At 32.0% G+C, this 23,498-nt stretch carries 21 protein-coding genes; 12 read left to right on the top strand and 9 right to left on the bottom strand.

Going from position 1 to position 23,498, the window contains the following annotated elements; genetic code table 11:
• The first annotated feature begins 3 nt into the window (after positions 1–3).
• Complete coding sequence (locus WA340_RS05165; RefSeq protein WP_336127682.1) at positions 4–2,256, top strand: TonB-dependent receptor; 2,253 nt, start codon at positions 4–6, stop codon at positions 2,254–2,256.
• 2 nt (positions 2,257–2,258) lie between these two features.
• Here the strand turns inward: WA340_RS05165 and WA340_RS05160 are convergent, their stop codons facing one another.
• Complete coding sequence (locus tag WA340_RS05160) at positions 2,259–2,669, bottom strand: hypothetical protein (RefSeq protein ID WP_336127680.1); 411 nt, start codon at positions 2,667–2,669, stop codon at positions 2,259–2,261.
• 49 nt (positions 2,670–2,718) lie between these two features.
• A complete protein-coding gene (locus tag WA340_RS05155) occupies positions 2,719–3,507 on the bottom strand; it encodes a TerB family tellurite resistance protein (RefSeq protein WP_336127678.1) in 789 nt (262 codons plus the stop codon).
• A 243-nt stretch (positions 3,508–3,750) separates the two neighbouring features.
• On the opposite strand from WA340_RS05155, the gene WA340_RS05150 reads away from it, so the two are divergent.
• The 3 genes from WA340_RS05150 to WA340_RS05140 all read left to right on the top strand — a co-directional run bounded on the left by WA340_RS05150 (position 3,751) and on the right by WA340_RS05140 (position 5,633).
• Positions 3,751–4,161 (top strand): BrxA/BrxB family bacilliredoxin, encoded by a 411-nt coding sequence (locus tag WA340_RS05150; RefSeq protein ID WP_027879194.1) that lies wholly within the window; start codon positions 3,751–3,753, stop codon positions 4,159–4,161.
• Between the two features lie 85 nt (positions 4,162–4,246).
• Positions 4,247–4,987 (top strand): lysophospholipid acyltransferase family protein, encoded by a 741-nt coding sequence (locus WA340_RS05145; protein WP_336127676.1) that lies wholly within the window; start codon positions 4,247–4,249, stop codon positions 4,985–4,987.
• A complete protein-coding gene (locus WA340_RS05140) occupies positions 4,977–5,633 on the top strand; it encodes an HD domain-containing protein (RefSeq protein WP_336127673.1) in 657 nt (218 codons plus the stop codon). The genes WA340_RS05145 and WA340_RS05140 overlap by 11 nt, the downstream gene beginning before the upstream one ends.
• A gap of 125 nt (positions 5,634–5,758) precedes the next feature.
• Here WA340_RS05140 and WA340_RS05135 read toward each other — a convergent pair whose 3' ends face one another.
• The 6 genes from WA340_RS05135 to hemH all read right to left on the bottom strand — a co-directional run bounded on the left by WA340_RS05135 (position 5,759) and on the right by hemH (position 12,207).
• Positions 5,759–6,832, bottom strand: coding sequence for a PA0069 family radical SAM protein (locus WA340_RS05135; RefSeq protein ID WP_336127671.1), 1,074 nt, complete (start codon positions 6,830–6,832; stop codon positions 5,759–5,761).
• Between the two features lie 141 nt (positions 6,833–6,973).
• On the bottom strand, positions 6,974–7,756 hold the full coding sequence (locus WA340_RS05130; RefSeq protein ID WP_336127669.1) for an enoyl-CoA hydratase/isomerase family protein: 783 nt from the start codon (positions 7,754–7,756) through the stop codon (positions 6,974–6,976).
• Positions 7,757–7,772: 16 nt separating this feature from the next.
• On the bottom strand, positions 7,773–9,221 hold the full coding sequence (locus WA340_RS05125; protein ID WP_336127668.1) for a sensor histidine kinase: 1,449 nt from the start codon (positions 9,219–9,221) through the stop codon (positions 7,773–7,775).
• A 44-nt stretch (positions 9,222–9,265) separates the two neighbouring features.
• Entirely contained in the window at positions 9,266–9,814 is a 549-nt protein-coding gene (locus WA340_RS05120; RefSeq protein ID WP_336127667.1) for a CopD family protein, read from the bottom strand.
• Complete coding sequence (locus WA340_RS05115) at positions 9,814–11,163, bottom strand: MATE family efflux transporter (protein WP_336127665.1); 1,350 nt, start codon at positions 11,161–11,163, stop codon at positions 9,814–9,816. The genes WA340_RS05120 and WA340_RS05115 overlap by 1 nt, the downstream gene beginning before the upstream one ends.
• Positions 11,164–12,207, bottom strand: a complete 1,044-nt coding sequence (hemH, locus tag WA340_RS05110) for a ferrochelatase (protein ID WP_027879202.1) — start codon at positions 12,205–12,207, stop codon at positions 11,164–11,166.
• 156 nt (positions 12,208–12,363) lie between these two features.
• Between hemH and WA340_RS05105 the strand changes: the two genes are divergently transcribed.
• Complete coding sequence (locus tag WA340_RS05105; RefSeq protein ID WP_336127663.1) at positions 12,364–15,849, top strand: TraB/GumN family protein; 3,486 nt, start codon at positions 12,364–12,366, stop codon at positions 15,847–15,849.
• A 30-nt stretch (positions 15,850–15,879) separates the two neighbouring features.
• Here the strand turns inward: WA340_RS05105 and WA340_RS05100 are convergent, their stop codons facing one another.
• Positions 15,880–16,773 carry an AraC family transcriptional regulator gene (locus tag WA340_RS05100; RefSeq protein WP_036227039.1) on the bottom strand — a complete coding sequence of 298 codons (894 nt, stop codon included), beginning with the start codon at positions 16,771–16,773 and terminating at the stop codon, positions 15,880–15,882.
• A gap of 198 nt (positions 16,774–16,971) precedes the next feature.
• Between WA340_RS05100 and hemA the strand changes: the two genes are divergently transcribed.
• The 7 genes from hemA to WA340_RS05065 all read left to right on the top strand — a co-directional run bounded on the left by hemA (position 16,972) and on the right by WA340_RS05065 (position 23,465).
• Positions 16,972–18,234: a glutamyl-tRNA reductase gene (hemA, locus tag WA340_RS05095; RefSeq protein WP_336127660.1), complete on the top strand. Its 1,263-nt coding sequence runs from the start codon at positions 16,972–16,974 to the stop codon at positions 18,232–18,234.
• The gene (hemC, locus tag WA340_RS05090) at positions 18,227–19,804 is read left to right on the top strand and encodes a hydroxymethylbilane synthase (RefSeq protein ID WP_336127659.1); all 1,578 of its coding nucleotides are present in this window, start codon (positions 18,227–18,229) and stop codon (positions 19,802–19,804) included. Before hemA ends, hemC begins: the two co-directional genes overlap by 8 nt.
• A 35-nt stretch (positions 19,805–19,839) precedes the next feature.
• Positions 19,840–20,196: a four helix bundle protein gene (locus WA340_RS05085; protein WP_336127658.1), complete on the top strand. Its 357-nt coding sequence runs from the start codon at positions 19,840–19,842 to the stop codon at positions 20,194–20,196.
• 50 nt (positions 20,197–20,246) lie between these two features.
• Positions 20,247–21,269, top strand: a complete 1,023-nt coding sequence (gene hemE / locus WA340_RS05080) for a uroporphyrinogen decarboxylase (RefSeq protein ID WP_336127657.1) — start codon at positions 20,247–20,249, stop codon at positions 21,267–21,269.
• A 177-nt stretch (positions 21,270–21,446) separates the two neighbouring features.
• Complete coding sequence (locus WA340_RS05075) at positions 21,447–22,190, top strand: EI24 domain-containing protein (protein ID WP_336127656.1); 744 nt, start codon at positions 21,447–21,449, stop codon at positions 22,188–22,190.
• A 3-nt stretch (positions 22,191–22,193) separates the two neighbouring features.
• On the top strand, positions 22,194–23,096 hold the full coding sequence (gene hemF, locus WA340_RS05070) for an oxygen-dependent coproporphyrinogen oxidase (RefSeq protein WP_336127654.1): 903 nt from the start codon (positions 22,194–22,196) through the stop codon (positions 23,094–23,096).
• Between the two features lie 3 nt (positions 23,097–23,099).
• Positions 23,100–23,465: a YchJ family protein gene (locus WA340_RS05065; protein WP_336127652.1), complete on the top strand. Its 366-nt coding sequence runs from the start codon at positions 23,100–23,102 to the stop codon at positions 23,463–23,465.
• Positions 23,466–23,498 lie beyond the last annotated feature (33 nt).

The following is a 23,498-nucleotide window of genomic DNA, read 5'->3' as shown; positions in this document are numbered from 1 at the left end:
CTAATGAAGCTAGTTTCGCTCTTAATATCTCTTTTTTCAATAATATGTGTTGCACAAAATACTTATACAATTTCTGGTACAGTTTCTTCAGAAAACGCAAGTATACCTTACGCTAACGTTTATTTGGAAAACACCAAAATTGGAACTACAACAAATGCAAACGGTTATTTCGAAATTAAAAACATCGCAAGTGGTAATTATACAATTGTTGCATCTTACGTTGGTTTTAAAATTGAAAAGAAAGAAATTATAGTTGATAAAAACTTTAAAAACCTATCATTTCAACTTATAAATGACCAATCTTTAGATGAAGTCGTAGTTTCTGGAACATTAAAAGCTGTAAACCGATTAGAAAGTGCTGTTCCAGTAGAAGTGTATACGCCAACATTTTTCAAAAAAAACCCAACTCCAAATATTTTTGAAGCGTTGCAAAACGTAAACGGTGTAAGACCTCAACTTAATTGTAATGTGTGTAATACAGGCGATATACACATTAACGGACTTGAAGGTCCATACACCTTAGTAATGATAGATGGTATGCCAATAGTTAGTGGTTTATCTACTGTTTATGGTTTATCTGGTATTCCAAATTCTTTAATAGAACAAGTCGAAATTGTTAAAGGTCCTGCATCTTCTTTGTACGGTAGCGAAGCAGTTGGTGGATTAATAAATATTATCACGAAAAGTCCAGACAATGCGCCAACGGTTTTTGCAGATAGTTTTATAAATTCTTGGGGCGAACTTAATGTTGACGCTGGTTTTAAAGCAAAAGTTGGTGAAAAAGCAACGTTGCTGTTTGGAACTAACTACTTTAAATATGATAATCCAATAGATAAAAACAACGATAATTTTACCGATTTAACACTTCAAGACCGAATTTCAATATTTAATAAATGGGATTTTAAACGAAAAGACAACCGAAAATTTTCGATTGCTGGACGTTATTTTTATGAAGATCGTTGGGGAGGAGAATTACAATGGAATAAAAATTTTCGTGGTGGAAACGAAGTTTATGGCGAAAGCATTTACACTAGCCGATTTGAAATTTTAGGTAAGTACCAATTACCTGTTAATGAGCATATCAATCTACAATTTTCATATTCTGATCATGATCAAAACTCAGTGTATGGAGATACGCCATATTTAGCAAAACAACGTATTGGTTTTACGCAATTGGTTTGGGATAAACCTTTAAAAAATCACGATTTATTATTTGGTGCAGCGTTACGATACAACTATTATAACGATAATACAACTGCAACTATAAATGCAGATGAAGTTACTATACCTTCTCTTTTTGTTCAAGATGAAATTAAGCTAAACGATAAACAAAATTTATTATTAGGATTACGATATGATTATGATAACCGACATGAATCAATCCTAACACCTCGTATTGCTTACAAATACAAACCAACTGAAGACGATATTATTAGACTAAATGCAGGAACAGGTTTTAGAGTTGTAAACCTTTTTACCGAAGATCATGCTGCACTAACTGGAGCAAGAGATGTAATAATTGAAGAGACATTAGATCCAGAACAATCGTACAATATTAACCTTAACTATCTAAAGAAATTTTACACTAAAAAAGGTATGATTTTCACTTTAGATGCTTCGGCTTGGTATACTTATTTTACTAATGCAATTTTACCAGATTACGATACTAACCCTAATCAAATTATATACGACAATTTAGATGGACATTCAGTTTCTAAAGGAATTAGCCTCAATGTAGACGCTACTTTTGCTGCTGGTTTTAAAGCTAATGTTGGTGCAACGGTACAAGATGTTACACAAACTGAAAACAACATAAAGACACGACAAATTTTAACCGAACGTTTTACAGGAACTTGGGGAATATCATATAAACATTATCCAACGCATTTAACCATTGATTATACAGGTAATGTTTATGGACCAATGCGTTTACCAACTTTAGGCGATTTAGACCCAAGACAAGACTACTCGCCTACTTGGAGCATACAAAACATACAATTAACCTACGATAAGTTTAAAAACCTTGACATTTATGGAGGCGTAAAAAATGTATTGGATTGGACACCAAATAAAGGCAATCCTTTTATCATTGCTAGAGCAAACGATCCTTTTGACGAGAATGTTCAATTTGATAGTAATGGTAATGTTGTTGCGACACCAGATAATCCTTATGCATTAACCTTTGATCCTTCTTATGTCTACGCACCAAACCAAGGAATTAGAGTATTTTTTGGGATGCGTTATACCTTGAAATAATTCTATTGTTTTTCTAGAGTCATACCTTTTACCCAAAACAAGTTAGATTGATAAAAACGTAAGGCTGTTTTAATAACTCTATCCGATGTATCTCTTGGTGATTTAGATATGTACCTTGCTTTAGTTTCATTAAAATCTAAAGTGAATGTATCGTCTAAAGATGTAGATGAAAAAGAAATAACTTTTTTATCTATTTGCCAATGTCCTTTACCGTAAGTGTTGGTTTCTTTGGGTATTCCGTTTTTATCTCTTTTATAATTATGAAAGCTGAAAGTTCCGTCTTGATGTAACGTTAAGGTACGCTTTAATTCGAATTTTTCAGTATTTGTATGCAAAAGGTACACACCAGAAGTATCTTGCGCTGTGCTTGAAACACTCCAAATAAAAAATAAAAGAGCAATGCTATATTTCATATTAAAACAATTGAAAAGTTGACTTCTATATTAATCACAGGAAGACAAATTAAAACCCACGTTCTTTCTGTAACTGTTCGTAAGCTTTTTGTACTTGTCTAAACTTTGCTTCTGCGCCTTGTTTGTGTTCTTCGCCAAGATGCTCTACACGATCTGGATGATATTTCATCACCATTTTACGATAGGCTCTTTTTATTTGGTCTACAGTTGCTGTTTTATCTATTTCTAAAATTTTATAAGCATTATCAGATTGATTATAAAACATGGCTTTAATGCTATTATAATCACGACTACTTATTCCCAAATAACCTGCAATGGTATAGATTTGACGCTCTTCTTCATCTACAACAATCTCATCTGCTTGTGCTATTCCGAATAAAAAATGAAGTAGTTGTAAACGCGCTGCATGATCCATCATAGTTTTGATCTGCAAACAAACCTGACGCGTATTTATACTTTGATTATTAATTTGTTTAAATAATCTAAAGGCTTTGTTAGCTCTGTCTTTGCCATACATTTCTACAAACTTCATACGAACATAATCAAGCTCACGTTGGTCTTGACTACCATCTGCTTTTATAACTACAGAAGCTAAGATTAGTAAACTTACTTCAAAATCTCCTGAAGTGGTTTGCGCTCTTTTTTGTTGTTGTGTACGGTAATCTGGTCGTGATCTGTATCTTGGTCTTTGTTGTTTTGGTTGTCCGTCACCTAACAAAGTCCCTTTACCATCTGCAAATGCGTCTCCTAAACTACCTAAAGCTAATCCTATTATTGCACCAATTGGTCCGCCTAAAGACCAACCTAAAGTGGCACCAATCCATTTTAATGCGCTCATTAATTTGTTTTTGTTGTAAATATAATACTTTGTAAGTATACTTTTTGCTGGTTTTGTTACTGGTTTTGGCAGATAAGACGCGTTAAGGATAGAGGCTTTGTTGGAGCGCCTTGCAAAGCGCGACTGCCGATAGCCTGACCTTATGACACCATAAGTGTTATCAGGTAACGCCAAAATAACTTTTGCATGGTTTTTGCTTATCTTTGCAAAGAATAGATTTATAAATACAAAAATTACATAAATATGTATCCAGCAGAATTAGTAAAACCAATGCGCGAAGACTTAACAAACGTTGGTTTTGAAGAATTACATACACCTGAAGCTGTAAAAGCTGCATTAGCAAAAGAAGGCACAACGTTAGTAGTTGTAAATTCGGTTTGTGGTTGTGCTGCTGCTAACGCACGTCCAGGAGCAAAAATGAGTTTAAACAATCCTAAAAAACCTGATCATGCGGTTACGGTTTTTGCAGGTGTAGATAAAGAAGCTACTGATGTTGCTAGACAGCACATGGTACCGTTTCCTCCAAGCTCACCAAGTATGGCGCTTTTTAAAAATGGCGAATTAGTACACATGTTAGAAAGACATCATATTGAAGGTAGACCTGCAGAACTTATTGCACAAAACCTTATGGATGCTTATAATGAGCATTGCTAAGCCTTAACAGGATTAAAGTATTATTTAAAAGCCACGATTTTTTATCGTGGTTTTTTTATTTTTGAAACTTAAAAAATCACTACTAATGAGAAAACTTTTAGCTTATCCGTTAACTTGTATTTACTTCCTATTTTTTGGGTTAAGCTTACTTGTTTTTCATCCAATACAATGGTTTTGCTTTAATGTATTTGGCTATCAAGCACATAAAAAAAGTGTAGATTATCTTAATTTTTGCTTGACACGTTGCTTGCATTTTTTAGGCTGTAGCTATCAGTTTAAAGTGCCAAGTGATTTACCTAAAAATGTACCAGTAATTATTGTGGCTAATCACCAAAGCATGAATGATATTCCGCCAATAATATGGTTTATGCGCAAGTTTCATGTTAAATTTATTAGTAAAAAAGAATTGGGTAAAGGCTTACCAAGTGTATCTTATAATCTAAGACATGGCGGATCGGTTTTAATTGACCGAAAAGACGCTAAACAAGCGCTTAGCAAGATTAAAGAAATGGCTGCTTATATTGAAAAAAATAACAGAAGCGTTGTTATTTTTCCTGAAGGAACGCGTAGTCGTGATGGACAACCAAAACCGTTTCAGACACGTGGTTTAGCTACTTTAATCGAGCATGCTCCAAATGCTTATATTTTTCCTGTTACGATAAATAATTCTTGGAAAACATTGATTTACGGAAAATTCCCAATGGGTATTGGTTACCGCCTAAAATATACCGTACATAAACCTTTAAAAATTAGTGATTACGATACACAAACACTTATAGAAACTACAGAAAACACCATTAAAAACGCCATCACTTTTGAAAAATAATCAAATTATTGAAGCTACTAAAACCTTTGTAAAAACGACTTTAAAAGATGCCGAAGGTGGACACGATTGGTTTCATACAGAACGTGTTTACAACAATGCGTTATTAATTAGTAAAGGTGAAACGGTAGACGAATTGGTTGTTGCACTTGGTGCTTTATTACATGATATTGCAGACAGTAAATTTAATGATGGTGACGATACTATTGGACCTAAAATAGCTGGAGCGTTTTTAATGAAACAAAACGTATCTACCAAAGTAATTAATCACGTTATTAAAATTATTGAAAACGTGTCTTTTAGTTCTAATATAGATAAGACTGCTGCATTTAAGTCTAAAGAATTAGAAGTGATACAAGACGCAGATCGTTTGGATGCGCTTGGTGCTATTGGTATTGCACGTACCTTTAATTATGGTGGATTTAAAAACAGAGCTCTTTACAATCCTGATATTAAACCCAATTTAAACCTTACAAAAGACGAATACAAAAAGTCTACTGCACCAACTATAAATCATTTTTACGAAAAATTATTATTGTTAAAAGACAAAATGAATACCAAAACTGGTCGTAAAATTGCTGAAGAAAGACACAACTACATGGTCGATTTTTTAAAGCAATTTTATGCTGAGTGGCATGGTGAGAAGTAGTTTAAAATATTATTCCTAATCTTGTTCGCTGAGCGAAGTCGAAGTGAAATAAAAAAAGTAAAACACACCATCTTTTGTGCGTTATGCGATTTCTCTCTACGTTCGAAATGACTAACAAATTAATACTAAAATAACTTTAATTGTCCGTCTTTACAACTTTCGTGTAGGTTTGTGTTTAATGTTGGCATTACTTTATCTTTAAAATATTTAAGTTTAGCCAGTTGCATTAAATCTGAAACTTGTTTTGCAATATTACCTTCACCTTTCATGCGTGTTGCAAATCTAGAATCGTTTAAATTTCCGTTGTGACAGTCTTTAATTTGATTAAGTACTTTTTCTGCTCTATCTGGCATTTTTTTCTGTATCCAATCTGTAAATACTTGCCCAATTGCACCGTTAAGCCTTACTATGGTATGCGCAATACTTAATGCTCCAGCTTCACTTACTGCTTTTGCTAATGGTAAAATTTCATGACTGTTTATAGATGGTATTATTGGCGCTAACATGACATTAACAGGTATATTATTTTCACTTAAAATTTTTACGGTTTCAAGTCGTTTTTTTATGGTAGCTGTTCTTGGCTCTAGTATACGCCTTGTCTGTTCTGATAAAGATGTAATGGAAATATTTACACTAATTAACTGGTCTTTTTGCAATGTTTTTAAAAGATCTAAATCCCTTAAAACCAAAGCATTTTTAGTAATTATTGAGACTGGATGTTTGTATTTTAAAAATAGCTCTAAACATTTTCTGGTTATTTCAAATTGCTTTTCGGCTGGTTGGTAGCAATCAGTATTGCCAGACATAACAATTGGATGTGCTTTCCATGATTTCTTCTTTAAAAAATCTTCTAAAAGTTGTGGCGCATTTTTTTTTACTAGTATACGTCTTTCAAAATCTAAACCTGCACTATAGCCCCAATATTCGTGACTATTTCTTGCATAACAATAAATGCATCCATGCTCGCAACCTTGATACATATTCATAGAATATGACATACCAACATCTGGAGAATTTACTTTATTTACAATAGTTTTTGGATAGACTTCTAAATATTGTGTTTTGTCATTATCTACTACTTCTCCTTCCTTTTCACAATATTCTAAAAAATCGTCTCTTACTTCTTGAGATAATTCAAAAAAACGATTGTTTATGTTTTGCTGCGCGCCACGTCCTTTTTTTATCGAACTATTAAACATATTTTATATTTTTTGTAAAATTACAAAACAATATTATGCTTATTTTTTAATTTTTAATAAATAATACCACTCATCAAAACATATTATATAAAAAAGGTGAGCCATATTTAGCTCACCTATATAAAATTATGTTTTAATAGATTATTTACCAGGAAAATCTGCTTTTCTTTTTTCTAAAAACGCAGTTGTACCTTCTTTAAAATCTTCGGTACCAAAACAATCTCCAAAATGCTTAACTTCTACTTCAAAACCATTAATACCATCTTTATAATTAGCATTAATAGCATCTATAGCTTTAGCTATTGCAACACTAGAGTTTTTGATGATTTTTCCAGCAATTTTTTCTGCTAATGGTAATAATTCTTCTTGAGTCACCACATGATTTACTAAACCATAACTTAACGCCGTTTGTGCATCTATCATTCCTGCAGTCATAATCATTTCCATAGCACGACCTTTACCTATTAATTGTGGTAAACGTTGAGTACCACCATAACCAGGTATGACACCTAAACTAACTTCTGGTAGGCCCATTTTTGCATTATCACTTGCAATTCTAAAATGAGCCGACATTGCTAATTCTAGTCCGCCACCAAGCGCAAACCCATTGACAGCAGCAATTACTGGTGTGTTTAAATTTTGTACAAAGTCAAATAAAATTTCTTGTCCTTTTGCTGCTAATTTACCTCCGTTTTCTACATCAAAATTAGCAAACTCACTAATATCTGCACCTGCAACAAAAGCTTTTTCGCCGCTACCTGTAACAACAATCACTTTTATATCTTTATCTAGATCTGCTGCTTTAAAAGCTTGATGAAGTTCTTCAATTGTAGCTTTATTTAAAGCATTTAACTTTGATGGTCTGTTAATTGTAATTATTGCCACACCTTGATTGGATGTACTTAAAATATTTTCAAAATTCATAATAGAAATGTTTTAGTTATTTAGGAAATGAAACCGTAAAAGTAGTTCCTGTGTTTTCTTGAGTTACAAAGGTAATGGTTCCTTTATAAGTTTCTACAATATTTTTTACCATAGCTAACCCAAGCCCCATTCCGCTTGACTTGGTAGTAAATTTTGGCTCAAAAACTTTGTGTAAATTTTCTTCTGAAATACCTACACCGTTATCAGAAATATTAATTTTCACTTCTGTATCTAAATCTAATACCTGCACTACAATTTTTGGTTGTTTAGTGTCTGGTATGGCTTGTATTCCGTTTTTAACCAAGTTAGTAACTACACGTATTAACTGAGTACGATCAAACTTGGCAATAATTTCTTCTTTTTCAGGTAAAAATTCTATATAATCTTCGTTAAAAATATCTAGTGCTAAATCTATAATTTTAACTACGTTAAGCATTTCGTTTTGTTGTGCAGGCATTTTTGCAAAGTTAGAAAATGCACTTGCTATAGAGCTCATTGTGTCTATTTGCTGAATAAGTGTTTTACTGTATTCGTCTAACTTTTTGATAATATCAGGATCTTGTGGATCAAATTTTCTTTGAAAACTTTGTACCGTCAAACGCATTGGCGTTAAAGGATTTTTAATCTCGTGCGCTACTTGTTTTGCCATTTCGCGCCAAGCTTGCTCACGCTCACTTCTTGCTAATTTAACAGCACTTTCTTCTAGCTCGTCAATCATACTATTGTAAGATTTTACAAGTGTATCAATTTCAGAAGAAGACGATTTTATAACAATTTTTTCATTACGTTTTTCAAGTCTAATCTGCTTAATCTTTTCACTAATTGTTTTTAGGGATTTTGTAATGTATTTTGAAATTAAAAATGCTAAAAACACTGCTATGATTAACATCAGTAAATAAGCATATCCTAAACGCTCAAAAAACTCATTTAACTCACGTGATAGAAAATCGTCATTTTCTAAATATGGTAAATTTAAAATTGCTAAAGGCTTAAATTTTTGATCTGTAATATAGGTATAAGACGACCTAAAACTTTGTCCTTTGACATCACGTTTTTGCACATATCTATGGTCAACAGTCGAATTTAAAATATTAAGTATTTCTGCATTTAAGCATTTTTCTTTGACATCTTGTGGTAATGCTGCTTTAGACGAAATTAATAAAGTACCTTCTAAATCATAAAGATTAACTTGAAGCCCATGTACGTCTGCTATTTTATAAATTTCTTCTTTAAAGATGAAGGGAATTTTATCGGGAACAACCTCAAAAGACGTTTCTCTTATCACAAAATTTATGTGACGTTTTATACTAGTTTCTTTACGTTCTAAACGTTGTTTATGGTAGTCTTGTGTTTCTTCTCTATATTGATATGCAGCTACTAATGCTATTAATATAGAAGCTAATAGCACTAAAGAAATCATTGCTATAAATATGCGTAATCGTAAAGAAAGTTTTCCGAATTTCATTTCTTAAATATAGCAATAATCAAACCAAAATATTAGATTAAGATTTAAGCGTTAGGATTTTTTTCGCGAATGCGTTTATAGATCTTAAATCCAAGCATTAATAACACTCCTAAAACTACAATACCTATAACACCTAATACCCAGTTTATGGCGCTTTTTAAAATTACTAAAAACACAACTGCAAAGAGTATAAATGTTGCTCCTTCATTCCAAAGTCGCATAAAGTTTGAAGTCTTTTTAACTTCATCTTTTTGTAATTGTTTGTAGTAAACATGGGTCATGTAATGGTAAATATATAATAAAACTACAAAGGTCAATTTAACATGCATCCATGGTTGTTTTAACCAAACAGGCTGCAAAATAAGCAACCAAATTGCAAAAATAGTTGCTAAAATTGCGCTTGGCCAAGTAATGATAAACCATAAGCGTTTTGCCATTAGTTTTAATTGCTCGCCTAAAATTTCTTTATCTGGCGATGGTTTATGATACGCTTCTATTTGGTATACAAATAGTCGCGGAATATAGAATAAACCCGCAAACCAAGTTACAACAAAAATAAGGTGTAACGCTTTTATGTAATTATAATATTCCATTAGTCTTTTGGTACTAAGTTAGTTTTAACTTCACGATATAAAAAATAAGCGGTAATTAAAGTAGAAAGGACATCTGCAATTGGAAAACTAATCCAAACACCAAGTTCTCCAAACATATTTGGCAATACCAACAATAACGGTATAAAAATAAAACCTTGTCTTGTTAAAGTAAGTAATAATGCAGGTGTAGCTTTACCAATTGCTTGGAAATAAGCTGCACCAATAAGTTGTATGGCTATAATTGGTGTTACTGCAAAAACCCAACGCATGGCGCTTGGTGTTTCTTTTAAAACTTCTGTATCTGAAGTAAATAGTTTTGTAATAAACTCTGGAAAAACCATTAACAAAACAAACACTAATGTTCCTAAAATAACAGCGTATTTAATAGCTGTCAAAATGGTTTCTTTGACCCGTTTATAGTTTTTTGCACCGTAATTAAAACCAGCTATTGGCAAAAACCCTTGTGTAATACCATACACAGGAAATAGAGCAAACATTAACATACGACCTACAATGGCGTAAGCTGTAACCGATGTTTCTCCTCCTAATTTGTATAAAATATTATTTAAAAATAAATACGTAATACTAACTACAGCTTGTCTAGATAAAGTGACAAATCCAAGACTAGCTATTTCTTTTACAATTGGAGCATCTAACCTAAATTGATTAGTTTGAATTTTTAAGGTTGAATATTTTGAGTAGAAATACCATAAGATATACATAAAACAACATAAGTAAGATCCTGTTGTTGCCCAAGCAGCGCCTGCCATTCCTAAATCTAAAAACTTGATAAAAACAACATCAAGTATAAGGTTACCAATAGACGGTATTAACATTGCGTACATTGCAAATTTTGGGTTGCCTTCTGCTCTTATTACTGTATTACCCATCATGCAAAGCGCCAAAAATGGAACACCATATAGCACTATTGTATAGTAGACTTTTGCTGGCTCAAAAATATCACCTTTTCCGCCAAAAGCGGGAATGATATTATCTACAAAAAACAACCCAAAAACCACAAATATTATTGTGAATAATAGAGTTAACGTAATTTGGTTACCAAAAACACGTAATGCTTTTTTGTAATTATTTTCACCTAAAGCACGAGATATAATAGAGGATCCTCCTACACCAATACTCATCCCTAAAGCAGCAATAAAAAAAGACACAGGAAGTACTACATTAATTGCCGCAATAGCAACAGATCCAATCCAATTACCCACAAAAATGGTATCTACTAAAATGTTTAAAGACATTACTAGTATACCTATTGATGCCGGAACTGCTTGTTTAACCAATAATTTACTTATGGTTTCAGTTCCTAAATTAGATGAGTTGCTATTTTTCATCTAGATTGTTGCAGGTGTTTTTGCCCATTCTTCAATCCATTTCACTAAATTATTTACCCAATTTTGATCGGTATTTAAGCATGGTACCGTGGTAAAATCTTTACCGCCAACTTCATGAAAAATCTCTTCACCTTCCATAGCAATTTCTTCTAAAGTCTCTAGACAATCACTAACAAAAGCTGGCGTTACTATTGCCATATTTTCTATACCACTTTGACCTAAACGCTCTATAGTACGGTCTGTATAAGGTTGTAACCATGGATCAAACCCTAACCTAGACTGAAAGGATGTTGAGTAGGTTCCTTCTTCTAAATTTAAATATTCTGCAACTAATCGTGTTACTTCTTTACATTGATGTTTGTAACAAAATTCATGTGCTTTACTTTCGGTTTTACAACATGCACAATCTATAATATCACTTGGTTTACAATGTCCGTTGGTGATGTCACTTTTTCTAATATGGCGTTCTGGAACACCATGATAAGAAAACAATAAATGGTCGTAATTTTTACCTTGTAAATGAGATTTTATTGATTCTGAAAGCGTTTTTATATACTCTGGTTTGTTATAAAACGCTGGCAGACTTTCAATCTTTAAATTAGGGAAATGTTGTTGCCTAATTTCTTCTGCTAAAACCAAAATAGTCTCTGTAGTTGCCATAGCAAATTGAGGATAAAGCGGTATTAAATATACGTCTTCTACACCTTTATCTACTAACTCTTGCAATCCTTTTTTTATGGTCATACTTCCATAACGCATTGCTAACGCTACAGGATACTCTACTTGCTCTTGTACTTTTTGTTGTAATTCTTCACTAATAACAATTAAAGGCGATCCGTTTTCCCACCAAATTTTTTGGTACGCTTTAGCGCTTTGTTTTGGTCTTGTGTTAAGAATAATCCCTTTAACTAAAAGGGTTCTTGCCCATTTTGGCACATCAATAACACGCGGATCCATCAAAAATTCTCCTAAATATTTTTTTACGTCTTTCGGGTTAGGGCTATCAGGAGAGCCCAAATTAACTAGAAGTACTCCTTTTTTCATTTGCAAAAATTTAAGAGTGTAAAAATACAACTCTAATTTTATAATACCATTTTATTTCTTTTAGTTATACATACTTAAAGTCTATGATTACATAAATAAAACCTTTATTATCAAATTTAGTTTAATATATTTACCTTACTGCTATTACATTAACATATGAAAAAATATATCATTGCGCTTTTCTGCGCAATTTCGCTTACATCAATTGCTCAAGAAAAAAATCAAAGTTTATTATGGGAAATATCAGGTAATGGTCTAACCAAACCATCCTATATTTATGGGACAATGCACGTTAGTAAAAAAGTAGCTTTTAGACTAGACGATGTTTTTTTTGAAGCTTTAGATAAAAGTGAAATTGTAGCTTTAGAGTCTGATCCGTCTTCTTGGTTACCTTTTAATTACCAAACCCTTACACTTTCTCCTCAAAATTATAGTTACAGAAATTATGACAAAAATTTTTACTCTAATTTAATGGGAATTGAACATCCTGAAGAAGTAGAAATTAGAGGAAGTATAAGAGCAGATAATCGTATGATTAACGGTTATTTATATCGTAAAGATGGATATTCTGACAACTTTGAAGAAGAAACTTATCTAGATATGTTTATTTACCAAGCTGGTAAGAAAAAAGGAAAAGATGTTTATAGTTTAGAAGATTTAGAAGAGTCACGATTTTTAGTTGGTAAAGCTCAACACAATGCCACAAAACCAAAAATAGATCCTTGGTTACAAAAAATCTACGAAAAAGAAAGTCCGTATTTGCTTCAAGAAAACACGTACAGAGACAGAAACCTAAAGCTTTTAGACTCTATTGGAGAAGCTACAAATACAGAGTTTTTTAGAGAACACATGCTATACAAGCGTAATGCAAATATGGTGCATGTTATGGATAGTTTAATGCAATCTAAAACCGTATTTGCAGGTGTTGGTGCCGCACATTTACCTGGCTCTAAAGGCATGCTAGAAATGTTTAGAAACAAAGGATACACGGTAAAACCATTATTATCTAAACAAACCGAGGTTGGCAAGGCTAAAAAAGATGCAATTGAGGATTATATCCTACCAGAAAAAACAACTTTAAATAGTACACCAGATCATTTTATAAGCCTAAATACTTTTACCAAATTATATGAGTTTGCTTACGGAAGTCAAAAATATTATATCTCTCCAGATATGACTAATGGTGCATATTTAACCATTAATCGCTTTAATTCTTTTAACTATTTACCTCATGAAAAAGACATTACTTTAGAACGTTTAAATGACTTTTTATTTGAAGACATTCCTGGAGACATCATTAAAAAGGAAAAAATAACATCACCTTATCCTGGCATAAGTATTTTAAATAAAACCAAAAAAGGCGATTATCAAAAATACCATATCTACAAAACACCTTTAGAGATAATTATTATAAAATTAGCTGGTCCAAAAAATTATGTTTTAAATCAAGAGGCAGATATTTTTGACTCTGTTACTTTTAAAACACAGACTTCAGAGTTTAAAAATTTCACTTCAAACTATAATAAATATGAAGTTGACTTTCCTGAATATATGATTACAGAAAACCTTGAAAATGCAGGACAAAAACTTATACAAGGTAAAGTTGATAATAACTACTACTTCTTAAAAGAAGGCGCTTTTAATGATACTTTTTACATAGAAGAAGATAAGTTTGAAGCTAAATTTATTGTCACTAACTTTTTTAAAGATTTAGATATTGACGACCATACTGGTAGCTTCGATAAAAAACCATATTACAGTTATACTGGTATTGCAAAAAAAGATTCGACCAACGCAGAAAACATACATCTTAAAAGCATTATAAAAGATGGTAGTTATTATCTGTTAGGTTACGTTGGTGAAGATACCCAAAAAGCAAAAGCATTTTTCGATTCGTTTAAATTTAAAGCTACCAAACATCACGGATTTAAAAAAACTATAGATACTACACTATATTTTTCGGTAATTACAAACACAAAAGCACCATCTTTTGATAATTACTACGGTTACAGCAGTAAGAAAAAAGATTATGAAGAAAAAACAAAAAGCACTACTTACTTCTCTAAAGCTAACGAGCAAATTAACATCACTAAAACCAAATTTCATGACTTGCAGATGTACAAAAACATTGATAGTTTATGGGACGAGATTGACAATAAATTAAATCCTTTTAAGGATTATAAAGACTACGGTAGTGATTATAAAAAATATATAATAACAGATAAGAAAAAGTATCAAAGAGATGATAAATATTACTATGATTTCACTATAAAAGACTCGTTAAGCGCTAAAGAAATCTTGGTAAAAAACATCCTTAAAAAAGGTGCTCTTTTTGAACTTAAAACTTTAACAGATTCTATTGCTGAACCTTCAGAATTTATCACTAAATTTTACGACACCTTTGAACCGTTAGATACACTTTTAGGTAAATCGGTATTTAACGATAAAACCATTCTATTCTTTGAAGCATTAAAAAATAATGACAGCATTGTCTTAAATGCAGAATCTAAAATTAAGTTTAGCAAAGCTAATGCTAGCACAATGATAGATTTGATTAAAAACTTCGAATTCCCACAGAATAAAGAAGATTTAAAAACCTTTTTAATTTCAGAATTAAATAACTTAGAAGATCCTCGTACCGATGCTTTTCTAAGACAATTATACTTAGATTCCTACTCAGAGCCAGACATACAAACAACCATTTTAAAATCTTTAATTAATAAAAAGACAAAAAAGTCTTATAGTCAGTTTTTAGAATTACTAAGTAAAGATTTACCTCTAGATAAATCTATCAATTACATGTTTTACAGCTATCAAGATTCTTTAGAATTAAAAAAGATGCTGTTTCCTAACATCATGCAATACACTACAATAAAAGAATACAAAGAACCTGTATACAAACTTTTAACTAGACTAAAAGATAGTAATGTAGTAAAAACTAAGATTTACAAAAAATACAAAAAACAGATCTTAACAGACGGTAAAATTGAGATAAAACGTAGTTTAAGTAATGGTAACAATTATGGTTACAAATCCTATAATAGTATCTTACCACAATATGTAAAACTACTATTTCCTTATAGAAACGAACAAAACGTAAAAATCTTTTTCGAAAAACTCTTAGACAGCGACAACAACCAAGCACTAACAACCTATTACGTACTGTTAGAAAAAGCTAAAGAAGATATCCCAGAAAAGCTTAAGAAAAAAACCATAGAAGAATTTAAAAATCAAGCTATATTAGTAGATAAAATGTATCGCCATAAGCTATTTAAGCCATACTTAAAAGAAAAAATAACTCAAGAGATGTATGCAAAATCTACTCTTTTTGAAAATAAAACAATTCAAGAAGAACGTGATTCTATTCAATTTATAGGCAAAAGAAAATTTACAACAGACAACAATAAAGAAGGTGAAATTTACTTTTACATGTTTATCAAAAAACGTGAAAAAGATGAAGATAAACGCTTCTACTACGCTGCATTTTTGAATCCAGAAGACCCTAAAAAACTACAAACAAAAGTATTCTACAAATCTGGTTATAGTGGTGATTATATTGACGACAATAAAGAAGACGATAAACTTATTGAAGACGTTCTAGATCAAGTCAAATACAAAAACAGAAAACGACTTAATGATTAATAATAAAAGAGGCGCTAAAAAGCGCCTCTTTTATTTTGATAAAATATATTTTTTTGGTGTTATGCCATACTTTTTCTTAAAAGCAGCTATAAAATGACTTGCTGTACTATAACCAACCCTTAATCCAACTTCATTCACATTATGCGCTCCAGACTCTAATAGTTTTCTAGCAACTTCCATTTTATAATCAAATAAAAAACTAAATACAGAATCTCCGTAAATTTGTTTAAAACCTTCTTTTAATTTTTTTAAAGGCAAACCTATTTCGTCAGAAAGCTCTTGTAAAGTTGGTGGTTCTGACATCCTTGTAATTATAACATCTTTAGCTTTTTTAATTTTTGCAACATTGCTTTCGTCTACTAAAAATGGACATTGCTCTATATCTGCATCTTCACCTTTATTAAAATAAAGACTTAAAAGCTCATAAGCTTTTCCCTTAAAGTATAGATTTTTGATAGACGAATTTAAATTATAATTCACAATTTGATTTAATGTAATAGCCATAGATGGCGAAATTTTTCCGTCCTTATAATATTTTTTATCACGATTATCTTCACTTAAAAAGGTGATATAATTTGCTTCTTGAGAAAATAAACCGTGAAATTTTTCTATTGAAATCAATAACGTCACCAACCAACAATTTGGGTTTACCTCTAGATGTATCGGTAAATCTCTTTCTGGATTGTAAAGCAATAAAGAAGATTCTTCCTTAATGTCCAAACGATAAGTTCCATTATTAAAAACAAAAGTACTTTCACCTTTTAAACAAAAATGAAACTGTATAAAACTACTATCTATAAAACGTTCAATAACTTGATTTTCAGAGGTTTCATTTTGATAAGTTAAAACAAAAACCTCATCATCAACTTGGGTTTCATTAAAAGAACCTTTAGCGTTATTTTTTTTAGCTATTGAAAGTGACATATTTATCTTTTATTTAGAATGATTCTAAACAAAAACGCTTAAAACCATTGTATTCACTGCTAATGTATGACATTTGTCATTGTTATAAAAAAAAGACGCTTAAAAAACGCTAATCGATATTAAAAGTTCCTTTAGCGTTATTTTTTATTTAGCTTACTATATAAATTTGTAGCCTAATAAAGTCCCAGTCAGGTAAACATGGAGCATTATCAAAAGTCTTTAGGCACGTATTTTTATGCCTTAGGTTTAAGTTATAAAAAAGCAGATGCAGAAATTAGAGGTCATTTTAGTTTAGATGAAACCTCTAAAAATGCGTTATTGCAACAAGCTAAAGCCAACGGAATAGAAAGTTTAGTAGTCACTTCAACTTGTAACAGAACCGAAATTTACGGTTTTGCACAACATCCATATCAGCTTATTCAATTACTTTGTGACAACTCAAAAGGTAATGTAGAAGAGTTTCAAAAATACGCTTACATTTATAAAGGTAATGATGCAGTCTCACATTTATTTAAGGTCGGATCTGGTTTAGATAGTCAAATTTTAGGTGATTTTGAAATTATTGGGCAACTTAAAAAGAGTGCTTCAGAATCAAAAAAATATAATTTACTAAACCCTTTTTTAGAGCGTTTACTTAACTCGGTTATACAAGCTAGCAAGCGTATAAAAACCGAAACCGATATTTCTACAGGTGCAACTAGTGTGTCTTTTGCATCTGTACATTATATTTTGAATAATGTAGATGATGTTTCAGAAAAGAACATTTTACTATTCGGAACCGGAAAAATTGGTCGTAACACGTGTGAAAACCTAGTAAAACACTCTAAAAATTCGCACATCACATTAATAAACCGTACAAAAGATAAAGCCGAAGCTATTGCAGGAAAATTTAATCTTATTGTAAAAGATTATGCAAACCTTCAAGAAGAAATTAACAAAGCAGATATCTTAATTGTAGCTACAGGTGCACAAAACCCAACGGTTGATAAACATCTTATTCAATCTAAAAAAGGGCTATTAATTTTAGACTTATCTATACCTAAAAATGTCAACGAAGATGTAACCGACTTAAAAAATGTAAAGCTCGTACATTTAGATGATTTATCACAAATTACCGATGAGACTCTAGAACGTAGAAAAAAACATATTCCTGTTGCAGAGTCTATCATTCAAGATATAAAAACCGAATTTGACGCGTGGTTAACAACACGCAAATTTGCACCCACAATAAAAGCTTTAAAAGATAAATTATTAGATTTTAAAACTGCTGAATTAGATACGCAACGCAAAAAAATGGCTAACTTTAACGAAGAACAAGCCGAATTAATTAGTAATAACATCATTCAAAAAATTACTAACCATTTTGCGCATCACTTAAAAGACGATTTAACCTCAACAGACGATAGTCTAGAACTTATAAAAAAAGTGTTTCAATTAGAAAACACCACAACCAATGTCTAAAACCATTAGAATAGGAACTCGCGATAGCGAGCTAGCTCTTTATCAAGCCAAAGTAGTACAAAAATTATTAGAAGAAAAAGGTCATAAAACCATATTAGTACCTTTAAAATCTACAGGAGATATTGTTTTAAACAAACCACTTTACGAGCTTGGTATTACCGGAATTTTTACCAGAACATTAGATATTGCAATGCTTAATCACGATATAGATATTGCTGTACATTCTTTAAAAGATGTTCCTACAATATTACCAAAAGGCATCGTGCAAGGAGCTGTTTTAAAACGTGGCAACATCCGTGATACATTGGTGTTTAAAAAAAATGAAGAGTTTTTAGCTTCAAAAAAAGGAACCATCGCTACAGGTAGCTTACGCAGACGCGCACAATGGTTAAACCGCTATCCAACCCATAACGTTGTAGATTTAAGAGGAAATGTAAACACACGTTTACAAAAGCTTGAAGATAACAATTGGGACGGCGCCATTTTTGCAGCAGCAGGAATAGGTCGTCTAAATTTAAGACCAGAAAACTCTGTAAATTTAGAATGGATGGTACCGGCACCAGCACAAGGTGCTATTATGGTTGCAGTTTTAGATGAAGACGAAGAAACTAAAAACATCATCTCTGAAATTAATCACGAAGAAACAGAAATCTGTACAACTATTGAACGTACATTTTTAAATAAATTAGAAGGTGGTTGTACTGCTCCAATAGGTGGATCTGCTTTTATAAAAAATGACGAAATTCACTTCCATGGTGTATTACTAAGTAAAGATGGCACTAAAAAAATTGAAGTTAAGCGCACAAAACCTGTTGGCGAGCATTATGATTTAGCCGAATGGGCTGCAGAATACATCATTGAACGTGGCGGAAAACGTTTAATGGACCAGTTAAAAGATGAAGACAAACAAGTTAACATCTACTCTACAAAATCATTTACAGAAGATCAACGCTTCTTATTTAATGAAAAAGTAACGCCAGAAAGTAGTGACTTTATCAAAATAAGCCTTAACCGCATTCATCCAAGATTTGTAAAAAACGAAATTGAAAACGTAGTTATTACTAGTAAAAATGCTGTCGAAGCTTTATTAACAAGCTTCTCTCCTATCGAGCTTCAATTTAAAAACATCTATTGCGTTGGAAGACGTACCAAAAAACTAATAGAAAAAAGAATTGGCAAGGTTAAACACAGCGAAAAAAACGCAAAAAAACTAGCCAATTATTTAGTTGAATATATGGAAGGTACAGAAGTAACTTATTTCTGTAGCAACTTACGCTTAGACGACTTACCTAGCATTTTAGAAAACAACAATATTAAGGTAAACGAAATTGAAGCCTATCAAACAAAATACGATAGTTTAAAAGTACCTGAGTCTGTAGAAGGTGTTATGTTTTATAGTCCTTCAACAGTACAGAGTTATAAAAAAGAAAACATTGCTAATGGTATTGCATTTTGCATTGGCGAAACTACAGCAAAAGAAGCAAGCAAACATTTTAAAGATGTACGTGTTGCCAAAGTACCAACTGTAGAAAGCGTTATAGAATTAGTAAACGAGTATTTTATAAAATAGCTATTAGCACTTAGCTTTTAGCCTTTAGCAGGGAAATGAGAGATTTTAAAAAGTTAGAAATTTGGAATAACGGGATAGAACTTGTTAAACAAGTTTATAAACTTAGTAGTTCTTTTCCTTCAGAAGAAAGATTTGGATTGACAAGTCAAATAACTAGAGCTGTAGTTTCAATTCCTTCAAACATTGCAGAAGGTTGCAGCAGAAATAGTGAAATTGAATTTAAACGATTTTTAGAAATAGCTATCGGTTCTTTATTTGAAGTTCAAACGCAATTAATTATAGCTAGAGAATTAAACTTTTTAGAAGAAAGCGATAGTTCTAAAATAGAAATTTTATTAGAAAAAGAAGCAAGAATGATTAACAGTTTAATTAGTAAAATAAAAAACAACTAATTATACAAAATATAAAGCCTAGCGCTAAAAGCAAATAGCCAGAAGCCAACATGAAAAACGATTTATTTTTAAGAGCATTAAAAGGAGAAACTGTAGAACGTCCACCAGTTTGGATGATGCGTCAAGCAGGTCGTTACCTTCCAGAATTTATGGAAATTAAAGCCAAATACGATTTCTTTACACGTTGTCAAACACCAGAATTAGCAAGCGAAATTACCGTACAACCTATACGTCGTTACGGTATGGATGCAGCTATTTTATTTAGTGATATTTTAGTAATTCCTCAAGCCATGAATATTGAGGTACAAATGAAACCTAATTTTGGTCCCTATTTACCAAATCCAATACGCACACAACAAGATGTAGACAATGTAATTGTACCAGACGTTACAGAAGCATTAGACTACGTATACCAAGCCATAAAAGCAACCAAAGAAAAACTTAATGACGAAATTCCGTTAATAGGTTTTGCAGGTTCACCATGGACAATTTTATGTTACTGTGTACAAGGACAAGGCAGCAAAAACTTTGACAAAGCCAAAAAATTCTGTTTTACAAATCCAGTTGCAGCGCATCAAATGCTTCAAAAGATAACAGACACAACCATTGCTTACTTAAAAGAAAAAGTAAAAGCAGGCTGTAACGCTGTACAAGTGTTTGATTCTTGGGGCGGAATGCTTTCTCCTGAAGATTATCAAGAGTTTTCATGGAAATACATTCAACAAATCATAGATGCCTTAAAAGACGATGCTCCAGTAATTGCATTTGGTAAAGGTTGTTGGTTTGCGTTAGACGTTATGGCAAAATCTGGCGCATCTGCATTAGGTGTAGATTGGACGTGCTCACCAAGAAACGCGCGTTATTTAACTGGTAATAACATTACTTTACAAGGTAATTTTGATCCAACACGATTATATTCTTCACCAGAAAAAATTAAAACTATGGTGACAGATATGATTAACCAGTTTGGAAAAGATAAATACATCGTTAATTTAGGTCATGGTATTTTACCAGACATACCTTTAGAAAACGCAAAAGCATTTATAGATGCTGTAAAAAACTATAAAGCTTAAAATTTTTAAGGCGTTACCTACTTTTTTAGTAACATTTAGTCATAAATTTCAACTAATAGATGTAAAAAAGTAGGTCGCGCTTTCACTACTCGCTCTCTGCGAGGAGCTCAAACAAACCGTTCAATCGCTAACGTGTCAAGGAGAGCGTAGTAAAAGCACAACTTTTAAACTAAAGTTATGATAAAACACATACTACAAGGATTACAAGGTTATGCAGGTGCTTTCGGCTTAATTTCAAAATTAAAACTCTGGAAATATTTTTTCATTCCCATCATCATTAGCTTTGTAACAGCAGTAATTATTAGTGTTTCAGCTTACGGATTATCAGATAATATTGGAAATTTTATCGCTAAAGTTTGGTTTTGGGATTGGGGAAAAGAAACCTTTACAACCATTTCTTCTTTTATTGGTGGTTTTGTAGTCGTTGCTTTAGGCTTAATTCTTTACAGACATATCATTATGGCACTTTCTGCACCATTTATGAGTCCAGTTTCAGAAAAAATTGAAGCACATTTAACAGGCGTTCAACAACACCAACATCGTAACACGTCGTTTTCAGAGCAATTATCAAGAGGTATCAAAATAAACCTAAGAAATTTAACTAGAGAATTATTACTAACCATACCAATATTACTAATTAGTTTTATTCCTATAATTGGCATAACATCAGGTATATTACTATTTTTAACACAAGCCTATTTTGCTGGTTTTGGTAATATGGATTACACCTTAGAAAGACATTTTAAGTATAACGAAAGTATAAGTTTTGTTAGACGTTATCGTGGTATTGCAATAGGTAATGGTATTGTTTTTATGTTACTACTTTTAATCCCTATTTTTGGTATCATACTAGTATTACCTTTGTCTGTTACTGCTGCGTCTTTAAAAACGGTACAACTGATTAAAGCAGATAAAAATTAAAAAATGAAACATAAATTTTACCAATACATACAAGACTTACAAAACACAATTACTGCTGGCTTAGAAGCTATAGACGGAAAAGCCAAATTTGAAGAAGATATTTGGGTTAGACCAGAAGGTGGCGGCGGACGTACACGCGTGATCCAAAACGGAAATGTGTTTGAAAAAGGCGGCGTCAATATTTCTGGAGTACACGGTAAATTACCAGATAGTATGCAAAAGTATTTTGGTGTAGAAGATGCCGATTTTTTTGCATGCGGTTTAAGTCTTGTTATTCACCCAAAAAGTCCAATGGTGCCAACGGTACACGCCAATTGGCGCTATTTTGAAATGTATGACCAAGATGGAAATATTGTAGACCAATGGTTTGGTGGCGGACAAGATTTAACGCCTTATTACCTTTTTGAAGAAGACGCAACACATTTTCATCAAGTGTGTAAAACCGCTTGCGATAAACACAATCCAGAGTTTTACCCAAAATACAAAGCACGTTGTGACGAGTATTTTTATAACACACATCGTAACGAAGCACGAGGTATTGGCGGATTATTTTTTGACTATTGCAAAGCAACCGAAGAGATGAGCATGGAAAATTGGTACAATTTTGTAACCGAAGTTGGTGATAGTTTCCTTGAAGCCTATCTTCCTATAGTAGAAAAACGTAAAGAATTACCATACACAAAAGCACAACGTGATTGGCAAGAAATACGTCGTGGTCGTTATGTAGAATTCAATTTAGTACATGATAAAGGCACTTTATTTGGTTTAAAAACTAACGGACGTATAGAAAGTATTTTAATGAGTTTGCCGCCACATGTACAATGGGTTTACGACCATAACCCAGAAGACGGTAGTGACGAAGCTAAATTGTTAGAGCTATTAAAAAACCCTAAAAACTGGGTGTAACTTATGGATTGCTATTGCGGATCACTAAAATCCTATAAAGATTGCTGCGAAATCTTTCATAAAAATGGAGGTAAAACAGAAACAGCAGAACAATTAATGCGATCAAGATATTCTGCTTTTGTATTAGCAAATGGCGATTATCTAATGCAAACACATCATAAAAGTACAAGACCTACAAAAGACAAGAAAAATATCGTAAAATGGGCAAAATCTGTTCAATGGATAAAATTAGAAGTATTAGAAACTACTGAAGATACCGTTAAATTTAATGCTTTCTTTTTTGAAAACGGAAAACCAGATGTTATCCATGAAAATTCTAAATTTGTAAAAGATAATAACCGTTGGTATTATCTAGGTTTTGCAAAATAAATCACTTAAGTTAAATACTTAAAAAACAAAATT

It is taken from the genome of Mesoflavibacter sp. CH_XMU1422-2 (assembly GCF_037029245.1).
GTDB classification, from domain to species: domain Bacteria; phylum Bacteroidota; class Bacteroidia; order Flavobacteriales; family Flavobacteriaceae; genus Mesoflavibacter; species Mesoflavibacter zeaxanthinifaciens.
Note: the sequence above shows the minus strand (reverse complement) of the source record. Positions and strands in the feature narration are given on the sequence as shown.